The 14,824-nt window shown below is 39.2% G+C and carries 11 protein-coding genes; 7 read left to right on the top strand and 4 right to left on the bottom strand.

The window, feature by feature from the left end:
- Nucleotides 1–103: 103 nt before the first annotated feature.
- From HMPREF0659_RS00050 to mutS, 6 genes are all read left to right on the top strand, one after another.
- Nucleotides 104–1,150, top strand: coding sequence for a ribonucleotide-diphosphate reductase subunit beta (locus HMPREF0659_RS00050; RefSeq protein ID WP_004358967.1), 1,047 nt, complete (start codon nt 104–106; stop codon nt 1,148–1,150).
- Between the two features lie 901 nt (nt 1,151–2,051).
- Nucleotides 2,052–2,861 carry a DUF3108 domain-containing protein gene (locus HMPREF0659_RS00055; protein ID WP_013264559.1) on the top strand — a complete coding sequence of 270 codons (810 nt, stop codon included), beginning with the start codon at nt 2,052–2,054 and terminating at the stop codon, nt 2,859–2,861.
- A gap of 303 nt (nt 2,862–3,164) precedes the next feature.
- Nucleotides 3,165–4,268, top strand: coding sequence for a redox-regulated ATPase YchF (ychF, locus tag HMPREF0659_RS00060; RefSeq protein WP_004358965.1), 1,104 nt, complete (start codon nt 3,165–3,167; stop codon nt 4,266–4,268).
- A gap of 72 nt (nt 4,269–4,340) precedes the next feature.
- On the top strand, nt 4,341–5,183 hold the full coding sequence (gene lgt, locus HMPREF0659_RS00065) for a prolipoprotein diacylglyceryl transferase (RefSeq protein ID WP_013264684.1): 843 nt from the start codon (nt 4,341–4,343) through the stop codon (nt 5,181–5,183).
- Nucleotides 5,184–5,789: 606 nt separating this feature from the next.
- On the top strand, nt 5,790–6,176 hold the full coding sequence (locus tag HMPREF0659_RS00070) for a lipoprotein (protein WP_013264853.1): 387 nt from the start codon (nt 5,790–5,792) through the stop codon (nt 6,174–6,176).
- A 193-nt stretch (nt 6,177–6,369) separates the two neighbouring features.
- Nucleotides 6,370–9,030 (top strand): DNA mismatch repair protein MutS, encoded by a 2,661-nt coding sequence (mutS, locus tag HMPREF0659_RS00075; RefSeq protein ID WP_013264085.1) that lies wholly within the window; start codon nt 6,370–6,372, stop codon nt 9,028–9,030.
- A gap of 461 nt (nt 9,031–9,491) precedes the next feature.
- Here mutS and HMPREF0659_RS00080 read toward each other — a convergent pair whose 3' ends face one another.
- Nucleotides 9,492–10,115 carry a hypothetical protein gene (locus HMPREF0659_RS00080; RefSeq protein WP_013264680.1) on the bottom strand — a complete coding sequence of 208 codons (624 nt, stop codon included), beginning with the start codon at nt 10,113–10,115 and terminating at the stop codon, nt 9,492–9,494.
- 120 nt (nt 10,116–10,235) lie between these two features.
- Complete coding sequence (locus HMPREF0659_RS00085; RefSeq protein WP_013264070.1) at nt 10,236–10,730, bottom strand: RNA polymerase sigma factor; 495 nt, start codon at nt 10,728–10,730, stop codon at nt 10,236–10,238.
- A 1,035-nt stretch (nt 10,731–11,765) separates the two neighbouring features.
- Between HMPREF0659_RS00085 and HMPREF0659_RS00090 the strand changes: the two genes are divergently transcribed.
- Entirely contained in the window at nt 11,766–13,091 is a 1,326-nt protein-coding gene (locus HMPREF0659_RS00090) for a reverse transcriptase family protein (RefSeq protein ID WP_013264242.1), read from the top strand.
- Between the two features lie 162 nt (nt 13,092–13,253).
- Here HMPREF0659_RS00090 and HMPREF0659_RS00095 read toward each other — a convergent pair whose 3' ends face one another.
- Both HMPREF0659_RS00095 and HMPREF0659_RS00100 read right to left on the bottom strand, forming a co-directional pair.
- Nucleotides 13,254–13,847 carry an aminotransferase class IV gene (locus tag HMPREF0659_RS00095; protein WP_013263801.1) on the bottom strand — a complete coding sequence of 198 codons (594 nt, stop codon included), beginning with the start codon at nt 13,845–13,847 and terminating at the stop codon, nt 13,254–13,256.
- Nucleotides 13,831–14,820 carry an aminodeoxychorismate synthase component I gene (locus HMPREF0659_RS00100; RefSeq protein WP_013264553.1) on the bottom strand — a complete coding sequence of 330 codons (990 nt, stop codon included), beginning with the start codon at nt 14,818–14,820 and terminating at the stop codon, nt 13,831–13,833. The genes HMPREF0659_RS00095 and HMPREF0659_RS00100 overlap by 17 nt, the downstream gene beginning before the upstream one ends.
- Between the last annotated feature and the right edge of the window lie 4 nt (nt 14,821–14,824).

Below are 14,824 nucleotides of genomic sequence, written 5' to 3' on the forward strand. Positions count from 1 at the left end.
ATTGTGAATTATAAATTATGAATTAAAGTAGTAATCATAATTATGAATTATGAATTGTGAATTATGAATTAATACAATTAATGGATTTAATATATAAGAAATAATGGACAATCAATTAAAACGTAATACCTTATTCAATCCTTCAGGCGATATAGAATTGCGCTTGAGACGAATGATTGGTGGCAATACTACTAATTTGAATGACTTCAATAATATGAAGTATTCATGGGTAAGTGACTGGTACAGACAGGCAATGAATAACTTCTGGATTCCAGAAGAAATCAATCTTTCACAAGACTTTAAGGACTATCCACGTCTTGAAAAGGCTGAACGTACAGCCTATGATAAGATTCTGAGCTTCCTTGTTTTCCTTGATTCGCTTCAGAGCAATAACCTCCCAACCCTTAGTGAGTATATCACTGCAAACGAAGTAAACCTCTGTCTGCATATTCAGGCATTCCAAGAGTGTATCCATAGTCAGAGTTATAGCTACATGCTCGACACTATCTGTAGTCCTGAAGAGCGTAACGACATTCTTTATCAGTGGAAGACTGATGAGCACCTCTTGAACCGTAATAAGTTTATTGGTGACTGTTACAATGAGTTCCATGAGAAAAGAGATAAGTTCAGTTTGATGAAAACACTCATTGCTAACTTTATCCTTGAAGGTATCTACTTCTACAGCGGATTTATGTTCTTCTATAATCTCAGCCGAAATGGTAAGATGTCGGGGTCTGCACAGGAGATTCGCTATATCAATAGAGATGAGAATACACACCTATGGCTCTTCCGTAGCATTATTCTTGAGCTGAAGAAAGAGGAGCCTGATATGTTTACTCCAGAGAAGATAAAGGTTTATGAGGATATGATGCGTGAGGGTGTACGTCAGGAGATAGCATGGGGTCAATACGTTATCGGTAACGATGTGCAGGGTCTTAACGCTCAGATGGTATCTGACTATATCCGTTATTTGGGTAATCTTCGCTGGTCTGGACTTGGATTCGGTTTCCTCTATGACGACAACCAGAAAGAACCAGAGAACATGAAGTGGGTTGGGCAGTATTCAAATGCTAATATGGTAAAGACCGACTTCTTCGAAGCTAAGAGTACAGCTTACGCCAAGAGTACTGCACTGATTGATGACTTGTAAGTTTAATTCATTATTAATTCAGAATTCATAATTCACAATTCATAATTATGATTACATTGGTAATTCATAATTTATAATTCACAATTCATAATTATGATTACTCCTTATTGCTAATGTTATGTTTAGGATTTTCCTTTCATAACACCCAAAATAAGTAATCATAATTATGAATTGTGAATTTTGAATTATGAATTATGAATTTCTTTTTATCCAAAGTACGAACTATAACCATGAAAGACATCAACTATATTCTCTTTACTTTTGGTATTTTGTCTCTTTAATAATCATAAGTTGCTTTATAATTACCAATCTATTACAACGTAATTAACACATAACACCATTAGTGTTAACCCTTAGCACACTATGTGCGGAGCATCAGCACAACGCTTAAAGATGGCATAAAAAGTGATTAGAGCTATTATAATACATCGTAGAACACGAATGATTCCTTTATAAGGGAACATTTACTAAACAATACTTATACAGATATTGAACTAATAACTGTTGATAACTCTGTGGAAAACTATGTTGATAACTATTTTATAACTCTGTGGATATCCACACAAGAAGAGAAGAAGAAGCTTCTATGTGGATATCCACAAGGTTATTAATGCAGTTTTATAGAAGTTTTACACAACTTTCATATCAAAAAAGATATAAACTTATTATCTTTGCATCAATTGTGGATAATGTGGATAACTCAGTATAATACCTGAATATCAAACAGTAGAAATGAGGATAACTTGTTAATAAAGTAACCTCTAAGTTTGATAACTATTCTGGCAAGAAAATGGGTAAAAAGTTCTGCACTAATCCACAGCCTATCATACTAAAACATTCTTTTTTCTTTTAAAAGAGAAATAAAGAATAATATTAAAGTTGAACGGATAAAACGGAGAATATGAAAAAGTTTAAGATTTATATAGTTTGTCTCTTTGCGATGATTGCCGTCAGTACCACCGCACAGTGTACATTCCGTAACACGGCGTTTAGCAGTGGAGAGTATCTTACCTACAACCTTTATTATAACTGGAAGTTTATTTGGGTAAAGGCAGGTACAGCTTCTTGGTATACGGTTTCCTCTACTTATAAGGGTATTCCGGCTTATCGTGCTTCATTGACGACACGTGGTAATGGTAAACTTGACGATTACTTTGTATTGCGTGACACGTTACTTACTTATAATTCAAAGCAGATGGAGCCACTCTACTTCCGTAAGGGAGCAAGGGAAGGAAAGCGATATACGGTAGATGAGATATTCTACACTTATCCAAATGGTAAATGTAAGCTACGCCAGCACAGAATCAATAACGAGGGAAAACATCAATGGATGGAGAATACCTACGATGATTGTTGTTTCGATATGATGAGTATCTTCTTGCGTGCACGTAGTTTTAATCCAGAGAACTGGAAGAAAGGTGAGGTGGTGAAGTTCCCTATCGTAGATGGAAATAGCCGCCATGCCGGTCGTATAGTTTATGGTGGTAAGGAGAATATCAAGGCTGACAATAATCATAAGTATCGTTGTTTGCGTCTCACCTATTATGAATATGAGGATGATAAGTGGCGTGAAATAGCTAATTTCTATGTAACAGACGACAGCAACCATATCCCTGTTCGTCTTGATATGAGTTTGAAGTTTGGTTCAGCTAAGGCCTTCCTTGTTTCTATGAAGGGAATTAATAGTCCGATTACATCAGAGGTAAAATAGCAAAAACCGAGGTAAGTTCTTATCTTATATATAAAGAATAAGGGCTTATAACGTACGATATAAAACTATTCCTTATACTTATAGGGGTATAACGTGACATAAGCGTTATGCCCCTATAATCGTATGATAGAGATGAGATTGACTTCATATGTATTCCACCTTATTTCCACTTCTTCTCGCTTATATCGAATTAATTATGTAATTTTGCAGAAAATAAGCAGCATACGATAAAGAGAAAGGAAACTTCCTTTGCGCTCGTTAGCTTTTATTTTTGGACAAAAGAAATAAACGTTTATTTAAGATATGGCATTAAAATGTGGTATAGTAGGACTACCAAACGTAGGTAAGTCCACACTTTTCAACTGCTTGAGCAGTGCCAAAGCACAAGCAGCTAACTTCCCTTTCTGTACGATTGAGCCGAACCTCGGCGTAATTACCGTTCCTGACGAGCGTTTGAATAAGCTCGCTGAGATTGTTCATCCGGGACGAATCGTACCTGCTACCTGTGAGATTGTCGACATCGCAGGACTCGTTAAGGGTGCTTCAAAGGGTGAAGGATTGGGTAACAAGTTCCTTGGCAATATTCGTGAGTGCGATGCTATCATTCATGTAATCCGCTGTTTCGAGGACGATAACGTGGTACGTGAGGGTGGTATGGCAGTCAACCCGATTGAAGATAAGGAGATTATCGATACAGAGTTGCAGCTCAAAGACCTTGAAACCATCGAGGCACAGCTTGCTAAACAGCAGAAAGTTGCTGCTGCAGGCAATAAAGATGCTAAGGTAATGGTATCTGTCTTGGAGGCTTATAAGGAAGTCTTAGAGCAGGGTAAGAATGCTCGTAGTGTTGAGTTTGAAAGCAAGGAAGAACAGCAAGCAGCGCACGACCTCTTCCTCTTGACAACAAAACCTGTACTTTACGTTTGCAATGTAGACGAATCAAGTGCGAAGACAGGTAATGAATATAGTCAGATGATTGAGAAGATTGCAGCTGAAGAAGGTGCTGAAGCAATGATCATCGCTGCTAAGACAGAGGAGGATATCGCTTCTTTGGAGAGCTATGAGGATAAGAAAATGTTCCTTGACGAGCTTGGCTTGGAAGAAAGTGGTGTGAGCCGACTTATTAATAAGGCATATCATCTGCTCAATCTCCAGACCTTTATCACCGCTGGTGAGATGGAGGTAAAGGCATGGACCTTCCATAAGGGATGGAAAGCTCCGCAGTGTGCGGGTGTTATCCATACCGACTTTGAAAAGGGTTTTATTCGTGCAGAGGTCATTAAGTACGACGATTACATTAAATATGGTTCTGAGGCAGCTATTCGTGAGGCTGGTAAACTTGGCATCGAAGGTAAGGAATACGTTGTACAAGACGGTGACATCATGCACTTTAGATTTAATGTATAGCCCCTATTTAACCCCTCTCTGCTCAGAGAGGGGATAATTATTGGTGCTATCTTCACTTTTAATAGCATAACTATGAACAATCTACTTTATATTGCATGGCAGCCAAGTGAAGTGATTTTCCAGCTTGGTTCTCTTCCTATTCGTTGGTATGGAATGTGTTGGTTAGTAGGTCTTGCCTTGGGATATTTTATGATGCAGTGGCTTTTCAAGCGTCATAAATTCCCTCCATCACAGTTTGATCCACTCTTCCTCTATGTCTTCTTTGGCGTACTGATTGGTGCCCGCTTGGGTCATTGTCTCTTTTATGAACCAGAGGAGTTCCTCACTTCTTGGAAAGGAATCATGACTATCTTTATTCCTATTCGTGAAATGGCTGACGGTTCATGGAAGTATGTGGGTTATCAAGGACTCGCATCCCATGGTGGAGTGGCTGGATTACTGATTGCCCTCTTCCTTTATATTCGCAGGACGAAGATGAATACGTGGGTAGTACTTGACTTTTTCGGTATCGTATCTGGTATCACAGCTTGTTTTATTCGCCTTGGAAACCTGATGAATTCAGAGATTATTGGTAAGGTAACAGACGTTCCTTGGGCTTTTATCTTCTATAATGTAGATGATAAACCACGTCATCCGGGACAGCTCTATGAGGCAATAGCCTACTTAATTATCTTCCTTTTAATTTATTTCATATATAGGAAATATCCTAAGAAAGTTGGTACAGGACTTTATTTCGGACTCTGCCTTACACTTATCTTCACCTTCCGTTTCTTCATTGAATATACTAAGGAGATACAGGAAGCATTTGAGGCAGGTCTGCCAATCGATATGGGACAGATATTAAGTATTCCTCTTATTGCCCTCGGTGTATGGTCAATCTTACGCTCAAGAGGGAAAGAAGGAAAACTACCATAACTCGCTTTCGACTACGAATTACGCTAATTGCACGAATATTCCTTATCAATGAGTATTCGTGCAATTCGTTTTATGAATAGTATTTAGTTGAAGTTTGTAAACTATTTTTATGCAGTTCAAAACCAATACATACTCTTTTAGCTTCTAAAAGACGCCCTTTTGGCTTGCAAAAGGTGCCCTTTAAGACCCTTACTAACGCCCTTTTGAAGTCCAATTAAGCACCTTTTACTTTGCTGTTTTATAACTAATTGATTTCCTGTTGATTACAAACCTGCTTTTTGTATGTGGTTTTGTCGTCCTTTATAGATGTTTTACTTGAAATTATGTAATGATTTTTCAAACCATTATCTGCATATTTTCGAAGTCCTAAAATGAAATGGTTTTCCTGAAACATTGTGGTCTAATGACCGATTTGGGTTTAATGAGTAACCTCGGTTCTTCCGTTAAAGCGATACGAAAAGCGTTCACACATTTAACGGAAGAACCCTATTTTCATATATAAAAATAGTTAAATTAGTTGATATAGTTAGTCTTAGGCTGTATATCATTTGTTTTCTTAGAACATAATGACTACATTTGTATAAAATTATAACTCAACTAAAAATTATGAAAAAGTATTTATTGATTTTATTGGCACTCTTGCCAATGATGTTATTCACAGCTTGTTCTTCAGATAAAGAGGAAGAAACATCTAATAATCTTGTAGGTACTACATGGCAATATTTAGAAAAAGAAGGTAATAAAATCACCTCAATGACAGTATTAGAATTCAAGTCAAATACAGTAGTTAAAATAATAACTGATGAAGATCTTGATAAGAATCCTACTGAGCGAGACCACGATGAAGGAGATGCTACCTATGTTTTAAATGGTAAAAAAATATCAATAAAACGAGATATTTATACTGCTTGGGGTGAAGTTGATGGTGACAAGTTGACTTTACAATATGTAGATGATGGTGAGATAATAACAATGATCTTCACTAAAAGATAAATATAATTATAAACAGCACAGAAAGTTGTTGAGATATTAAATAGGGATGCAAATCATTTGCATCCCTATTTCTGTAAGTAGATATTAAAAACAAGATTAAAAGCAAGGGAATATTTGGGCTTTCCTCCTTATTTTTGTAATTTTGTAAGTCTAAGGATAAAATAAGAAAAGACTTAATAAGGAAGTAAAAGATATGGCAAAAGACGATAAGGGACTTACCCCAATGATGAAACAGTTCTTCTCAATGAAGGCGCAACATCCTGGTGCATTGATGCTCTTTAGGTGTGGCGACTTCTATGAGACGTATGGTGAAGATGCTGTTGAGTCGGCAAGAATACTCGGTATTACCCTTACACGTCGTAATAATGGTGGTAATGGCGACTCGATAGAGATGGCTGGTTTCCCACATCATGCCCTTGATACTTATCTTCCTAAGCTTATCCGAGCTGGAAAGCGTGTAGCTATCTGCGACCAATTAGAAGACCCAAAGAAGAAACGTGAGGCTATCAAAGGCAAGAAGGGTTTGTCGGCAATGGACAAGATGGTGAAGCGTGGTATCACAGAACTTGTTACTCCGGGTGTTGCCATGAGCGACAACGTACTGAACTATAAGGAAAATAACTTCCTTGCTGCGGTACATTTCGGTAAAGGGTCATGTGGTGTCAGTTTCTTAGACATATCTACTGGTGAGTTCCTAACCGGTGAAGGCACCTTTGATTACGTTGAAAAGCTATTGGGTAACTTCCAACCAAAGGAAGTACTCTTCGACCGTGCGAAGAAACAAGACTTCGAACGCTACTTCGGTACACGTCTTTGTACGTTCGAGATGGACGATTGGGTGTTTACTGATCAGACGGCTCGACAGAAGCTATTAAAGCATTTTGGAACAAAGAATCTAAAAGGTTTCGGTGTCGACCATCTGAATAATGGTGTTGTTGCAGCAGGTGCTATTCTACAGTATTTAGAGATAACACAGCACACACAAATCAATCATATCACTTCATTAGCACGTATTGAAGAAGATAAATACGTGCGTATGGACCGTTTTACCATCCGTTCTTTGGAGTTGATTGCCCCAATGAATGAGGATGGTTCATCGCTTTTGAATGTCATTGATAATACGATTACGCCAATGGGTGGACGTATGTTACGCCGTTGGATGGTCTTCCCACTGAAGGATGAAAAGCCTATTAATGAGCGTTTAGACGTGGTTGATTATCTCTTCCGAGAGCCAGATTTCCGCGAATGTATCAATGAACAGTTCCATCGCATTGGCGACTTAGAGCGTATTATCTCAAAGGTAGCTGTCGGTCGTGTGTCACCTCGTGAGGTAGTACAGCTGAAGAATGCCCTTATGGCTATCCAACCGGTTAAGACAGTTTGCCTTTATACAAAGAGCGATACGCTGAAGAGGATTGGTGAACAGCTGAACCTCTGTGAGTCCCTACGTGATAGAATAGAGAAAGAGATACAGCCTGACCCTCCACAGTTAGTCAATAAAGGTGACGTGATAGCCTTAGGTTTTAACCAAGAACTCGATGATTTGCGTTCTATTCGTGATAATGGAAAGCAGTATCTGTTAGAGATTCAAGAGAAGGAGATTGCTCAGACAGGTATTACCTCGCTGAAGATAGGATTTAATAACGTGTTCGGCTATTACTTGGAGGTGCGCAATACGTTTAAGGATAAGGTGCCTGAGAATTGGATTCGTAAGCAGACATTAGCGCAGGCAGAGCGTTATATCACCCCTGAACTTAAGGAATACGAGGAGAAGATACTTGGTGCGGATGAGAAGATATTGGCTTTGGAGACTCAGCTTTATATGGAGCTGATACAGGATATGCAGGAGTTTATTCCGCAGATACAAATCAATGCCAATCTTATAGCTCATCTCGACTGTCTACTTTCGTTTATGAAGGTATCGCAGTTGCAGCGTTATGTGCGTCCAGTAGTGGACGATTCGGAGGTTATAGACATTAAACAGGGTCGCCATCCAGTGATTGAAACACAGTTGCCGATAGGTGAACAGTATGTGCCTAATGATGTATTGCTTGATACGGAACACCAACAGATCATGATGATTACGGGTCCGAATATGGCAGGTAAGTCTGCTTTGTTGCGTCAGACAGCCCTTATTGTACTGTTAGCACAGATTGGTTGCTTTGTTCCTGCTGAACGAGCACGCATCGGAATGGTGGATAAAATCTTCACACGTGTGGGTGCTTCGGATAACATTTCATTAGGAGAATCAACCTTTATGGTTGAGATGACGGAGGCTTCAAACATCCTTAATAACGTCACTCCACGCTCTTTAGTACTCTTTGATGAGTTAGGACGTGGTACAAGTACTTACGATGGAATTAGCATTGCGTGGGCAATTGTAGAGTATCTACACGAACATTCGCGTGCACAGGCACGTACCCTCTTTGCTACACACTACCATGAATTGAACGAGATGGAGAAGAATTTCCCTCGTATCAAGAACTTCAATGTCTCTGTTAAGCAAGTGGATGGAAAGATCATCTTCGTTCGTAAGTTAGAGAAAGGTGGTAGTGAGCATTCCTTCGGTATTCATGTAGCAGAGATAGCGGGTATGCCTCGTTCTATTGTTAAGCGTGCAAACGTTATTCTTAAGGAGCTTGAAAAGGATAATTCACAAGTGGGTAGTGTCGGTAAGGCTGCCGTTGAGCGTCTTGATCAGAGCAGGGAAGGTGTTCAACTCTCCTTCTTTCAACTTGATGATCCTGTCCTCACACAGATTCGTGACGAAATCCTCGGTCTTGATGTCAATAATCTTACACCTGTTGAAGCCCTTAATAAACTGAATGATATTAAGAAAATCGTAAAGGGTTAGACATTATAAGCACTGACATCGTAGTTTATAGACAGGGTAAGAAAGACAGAGTAACAAAGTAAGTAAGACAGAGTAACAGAGTAAGTAAGACAGAGTAACAGAGTAAGTAAGACAGAGTAACAGAGTAAGTAAGACAGAGTAACAGAGTAAGTAAGACAGAGTAACAGAGTAAGTAAGACAGAGTAACAGAGTAAGAAAGACAGGGTAACAGGGTAAGTAAGACAGAATAACAGGGTAAGTAAGACAAAGTAACATATAAACAAAGTGCAGGGTAACATAAGAATAGCCAATAAGTTCTTATGTTACCCTGTCTTCTTTTCTTATCTTAATACCTTCTGTTCCCCTGTTACTTTGTCTCCTTTCCCTTGTTACTTTGTCTCCTTTCCCTTGTTACTTTGTCTTTCTTACTTTGTTACTCTGTCTTTCTTACCCTGTTACCCTGTCTTCCTTACCCTGTCTTTCTAAAGTATTGGGCTGTCTTTAGTGTCTTTTGTCAGTTCATCTATCTGGCTGATAATATCCGAGTTAATGCGTTGCATACGAAGATATAACCATATACCGATGGCTACTCCGGCGATTAAGCCAACGCCACCACCAACCAGTATACCATAGAACATGGATGTATTTTCTCCTCCATTCGCAGCACCTGAACCATTGTATAACTCGATAACGAACCAAGAAACCCATATTGTCATAAAGAAGATACCATATAATAAGGACCTTTTGCGTAATTTCTTCATCCTTTGCATTTGTAAGGATGTTGCTATGAGGTCACCATTAAGGAACGCTTCCTTATTGAAACGGTTGATATAAGCATCGAAACAAACAGTAAAAGTCATAAATATTACAGTAGCTCCATAGAACCACCACGATAGGTTAAACGTTATTCGAATATCATTGTAAACGTAATAAATAAATAGTAACACTAAGAATGACACCCATGTGTACTTCTTCATAAACGACATCTTATTGAGCATTGACTGTCTGATAAGCTTATCGTTGATGAGTGTTTGATTGTCAAGTTTATTCTTGAGGATATCCAATTGCTGACGCATTTCCTCAAACTCTGTATGCTTTGTTTCCATTGTAGTTTTCTTTTTAATGTGATTGTTAAGCTTTGTAGGGTATTGGGCTAATTAGGCCAATTGTCCTAATAGGGCTAATAAGACCAATAAGACTAATCCCATTCATTAATGGTTACTCCCCTACTCCTTTGTTGTTTCACTTGTTTTCTTCAGTTTCTCTTTGATTCTGAATAGTCTTACGGAGACATTCTTAGTACTGATACCGACGATTTCGCCAATCTCTTCATAGCTCATATTCTCCAACCAAAGGAGGATGATAGCACGATCGAAAGGACCTAACTGGCTGATACGACGGTTAAGTTGTTGTATCTGTCGGCTGTCATCATCGCTATCCGTAAAGGGATTGATGTTCATTGAGAGTGGAATCGTTTTCCGTTTCCGTTTCTTTCGGTCACAAGAGATGCAAGTGTTGAGGCTGATACGATAGATCCACGTGCGTACATCGCTTTCTCCTCGGAAGTTCTGCAGACCCTTCCAAAGGTTTATCAATACCTCTTGAAAGAGGTCGTTCACCTCATCTTCATCCTTTGAGAACATATAGCACACGGTGTAGATGGTGCTTTTATGTTCTCTCACGATGCGTGAGAAGTCTTGTTCATTTTGTAGGTTGTCCATCTGTTGATAGGTTGATTTTTGCTCATTAGACGCACGTAGTAAATGAAAAACTACACAATTGGGATAAAATTTTTTATTTATCGTGTGCAAAAGTATTGTTTTATGAGGATAAATACAAGTCTTTGCAGGCTTTATTTAGGGTTCTTCAGTTAAATGCGTAGATTGTTAATAGAATGAGATTAATCCACATACATGGTATGATTTCCTCCAATAAGATGGTTTTATAAAGGCTCAACACCCAACACCCATCACCCAACACCGGTATAATTGCCCCCAATAAGATGGTTTTATAAATGGGGATAAACTACATAATAAACGTAATTAAGTGCGATGTTTATCTGTCTTCTACAAACAACTTATTCCTATTAGCCTAATTAGGCTAATAAGCCAATAAGCCCAATAGGGCTAATAGCCTGTTACTTTGTCATAATTTTTCACATCATAATTTTGAATATATGCTCTTTTGGCTTCTAAAAGACGCCCAATAGGCTTGCAATAGGTGCCCTTTTGAAGTCTAACTAACGCCCTTTTGAAGTCCAATTAAGCACCTTTTACTTTACTACTTTATAACTAACTGATTTCCTGTTGATTACAAACCTGCTTTTTATATGTGTTTTTGCCGTCCTTTATAGATGTTTTCTTCGAAATTATGTAATGATTTTTCAAACCCTTATCTGTATATTTTCGAAGTCTAAAAAGAAATGATTTTCAATGTCAGAGGATAATAATAGGATGGATACTTGACTGTCTTAGCCATGTTTTTGTATAGTGAGTAACTTCCGTTCTTCCATTAAAGCAATATGAAACAGGTCCATACATTTAACGGAAGAAACTGATTTAATGCTTTAAAAGTTTTGATGTTCCGATATTAATATCTATCTTTGCCACAGATAGGAACGTCTGAAAGAATTAGAAGTAGTTTCCGGCGTATTCGCTGGAGTTTGATACGAAGTATCGTTTTATTGTTAACGAAGGTTCACAATAAAAGTAATTCCCTTACAGCGTTCCTATTTTTTTGTTTAAAACAAACGCACTATGGCAACCAGAACAATAAACGGAAGGGAATATACAAAGGTTGATTTTGAGAATAAACTGCGCCATTTAAGCGATGCACAGGAACTTGCAGCGATGCTGAACGAGCTGAAGTTACCTTGGTATTATTCTGACTTTCGTGGTAAACAACTAAGTTTTTTAGCTGATACCAATAATGTCCAACGACGTTGTAAGACTTTCCGACTTCGCAAGAAGCACGGTGGCTATCGCGAGATTACGGCTCCGAAAGGTAGTCTTCGTGGTATATTAAATGCACTCAATATATTACTTCAGACCTATGATGAGCCTACTCCTTGGGCGTTTGGCTTTGTCTGTGGTCGTTCTGTGGTTGATAATGCACGTCCACATGTGGGAAAACGTTATATTCTGAACCTTGATTTAAAGGATTTCTTCCCCACTATTACACGCCAGCAGGTGGCTGACTGTCTGACGGCAGAGCCTTTTGGCTTCTCATCATTAGCTGTAAAACTCATCTCTGGATTGGCTACTGTGCGCACAAAGAACAATAAAGAGGTATTGGCACAGGGCTTTGCCACATCGCCAACGCTGTCGAACTTTATTTGTCGGGAGATGGATAAGGAGATTGCGGGTGTAGCTGCTGCACAAGGTATTACCTTTACCCGCTATGCTGATGACCTCACTTTCAGTTCTGATACAGATATTCTTCGTCCACAGGGAGAGCTTGTACAGCAGGTTAAGGCTATTGTTGAGCGTTATGGTTTCCGACTGAATGAAGAGAAAACCCACTTGCAACGTCGTGGAAGACGGCAGGAGGTAACGGGCTTGATGGTAACGGAGAAAGTGAATGTAAGCCGCCGTTATGTGCGTGAAATTCGTTCCTTGCTGTATATCTGGGAGCGTTACGGTTATGAAGATGCCTGTCAGGCAGCGTGGAAGAGCTACAGGCAGCAGCATGGAAAGACAAAGGGACATCAGCATTGCGTACCTCTTAATGCTGTTCTGAGGGGTAAACTGAACTACATGAAGATGGTGCGTGGAGCCGATGACCCACTCTATCAGCGTTTTGTTAGTCGTTATACTTCTTTGCAACAACGAAGTAAGGGAGATATAAAAGAGGTGGCATATAAGGCTTATATGGGTAAGTATCTTTCTAATTCAACAGAAGATAGGATGACAAGTGCTAACGTTTTGCCAAATGACAACACATCATCACGTCAGCTCGGAGCTACAAGCAGCAATCCTTATGACCCAAGAAAAAAGAGCAAACGCATCCTTAATTTTATAGTGATGGTGATTATATTGGTTGCTATTATACTCATCAAATTGTTTTTAAAATCACTTCTGTAAGCAGTAAAAAGTAAGTTAATAAGTAGCGTAATTCTCATCTTTCGTCATGTAGATGACTGCCTTTTGCGAATTATTTTCATGAAAAGAAATATTTATTTTCATGAAGAAAAATATTTATTTACGTGAAAAAAAATAATTATTTTCATAAAAATAATTCGCTGTTTACTTAATCTTATCGACTGGTAGTATTACTTCTCCCAATGAAATCATAGCATTGAAGAGGCTTATATACTGATAGTTAGGGATGTCAGAGACCATGATTTCACGCTCTTGAAGCAGTCCACAGTCGAGCAGTCGTTGGCGCATCGTACCGCAAAGGAGTGGCGTAGAGGGTGTAAACCATTGTTCTCCATCATAGAGTGCAATGTTGGTATAAGAAGTATCTGTAAGGTGATTGTCACGAACAATAAGTATTTCGTCGCAGTCACCTTGCTGTTTTTTTAGTTCGTTAAGTGCCGAGCGGTCAGTACTCTTAAAGGGATAGCTGATATTGTTGTCGTAGACAAGGTGTAAAGAGTTGATTTCCTTACATATATAAGGAGTACAGGTTATGTCGTGGATGCCCTCTTTATCATAGACAAAGCGTAGCTTTGAGCATTCCATCGGTAAGCTAACAGCCTTTAGAAGGTCAGCTATATGCAGCGGTTCTGTCAGTCCTAACATCTCTTTGCGAGTGCGGTTCAATCGCTCTTCGTGGTAGGCAAGATTGCAGACACAGCCGTCTATTACCCTTATTGTCTCAATATATTGGCACATAAACCTTTTCTATCACCTCTTTATATTCGTCATCGTTATTACTCTGAGCCGTAATACCGCCCCCAGCCTTGTAGTGAAGCTGTCCGTCTTTATCCTGATCAATAAAGCGAATCATCACCGCACTGTCTAATTGTCCTTTACTATAACAGCCCATCACACCCGTATAAAAGTCTCTTTCGTAGCCCTCAGCCTCATCAATTATCTCCATGGTACGTGGCTTAGGGGCACCTGTAATGGAGCCAGCAGGGAGCAAATGGAAGAGAAGTGTACCGATATTCTCACGATAGTCTGTAGGGAGTTGTCCTGTAATCTCTGAACTTGTCTGTAGGATTTCACCCTTGTTTGTTGTCAGATGGTCGATATAACGATAGCGTTTCACTTGCACTTGCTCTGCTATGATACTCAAGTCGTTGCGGATAAGGTCGACGATGGTAGCGTGTTCGGCTGCTTCTTTCTTATTTTCCATCAGTTCCTTCTCGGCTTCAGGACGTGTTGCATCAATCGTTCCCTTCATTGGGAAGGAACTGATAAGTCCTTCTTTATTGATACGAACGAATATTTCTGGAGAGAAACAAACGAACTTCTCTTTCATCCAACAGCGATATAACGCCTTTGAACGCATGAAGATATCGTGCAAGGAAAGATTTGTACGGACAGGAATTTTGCATGTCAAGTTGGCTAAATAGCTGTCGCCTTCACGCTCTCTTTGCTTGACAAGGTTGATACGCTGTTCATAGTCATCTCTTGTGAGTGGTTCTGTATGCCATTCTACAGCCTCATTGCTGTAGCTTTCGCCCTCAGGGATATTAGAAAGGCTTGGGAAAGCAAAAAGCAATTCATGTGGATTGATGTCCGCAACTTCCTCTATATAGGCACCATCGGCTTTATAATTGATGATAAAGATAAAGTCTTTACCTTCCTTAGCCAGCGTGTTCATCCGCTGAATGGCATGTTCACGGTCGTATAGTATCATATTC

The sequence above is a fragment of the Prevotella melaninogenica ATCC 25845 genome (assembly GCF_000144405.1).
GTDB lineage: Bacteria > Bacteroidota > Bacteroidia > Bacteroidales > Bacteroidaceae > Prevotella > Prevotella melaninogenica.

What these genes read in the sequence shown, in the direction of transcription:
- HMPREF0659_RS00095 (WP_013263801.1), bottom strand. Translation starts at nt 13,847, where the DNA reads ATGTGCCAATATATTGAGACAATAAGGGTAATAGACGGCTGTGTCTGC.
- HMPREF0659_RS00085 (WP_013264070.1), bottom strand. Translation starts at nt 10,730, where the DNA reads ATGGACAACCTACAAAATGAACAAGACTTCTCACGCATCGTGAGAGAA.
- lgt (WP_013264684.1), top strand. Translation starts at nt 4,341, where the DNA reads ATGAACAATCTACTTTATATTGCATGGCAGCCAAGTGAAGTGATTTTC.
- HMPREF0659_RS00090 (WP_013264242.1), top strand. Translation starts at nt 11,766, where the DNA reads ATGGCAACCAGAACAATAAACGGAAGGGAATATACAAAGGTTGATTTT.
- ychF (WP_004358965.1), top strand. Translation starts at nt 3,165, where the DNA reads ATGGCATTAAAATGTGGTATAGTAGGACTACCAAACGTAGGTAAGTCC.
- HMPREF0659_RS00050 (WP_004358967.1), top strand. Translation starts at nt 104, where the DNA reads ATGGACAATCAATTAAAACGTAATACCTTATTCAATCCTTCAGGCGAT.
- HMPREF0659_RS00070 (WP_013264853.1), top strand. Translation starts at nt 5,790, where the DNA reads ATGAAAAAGTATTTATTGATTTTATTGGCACTCTTGCCAATGATGTTA.
- HMPREF0659_RS00080 (WP_013264680.1), bottom strand. Translation starts at nt 10,115, where the DNA reads ATGGAAACAAAGCATACAGAGTTTGAGGAAATGCGTCAGCAATTGGAT.
- HMPREF0659_RS00055 (WP_013264559.1), top strand. Translation starts at nt 2,052, where the DNA reads ATGAAAAAGTTTAAGATTTATATAGTTTGTCTCTTTGCGATGATTGCC.
- HMPREF0659_RS00100 (WP_013264553.1), bottom strand. Translation starts at nt 14,820, where the DNA reads ATGATACTATACGACCGTGAACATGCCATTCAGCGGATGAACACGCTG.
- mutS (WP_013264085.1), top strand. Translation starts at nt 6,370, where the DNA reads ATGGCAAAAGACGATAAGGGACTTACCCCAATGATGAAACAGTTCTTC.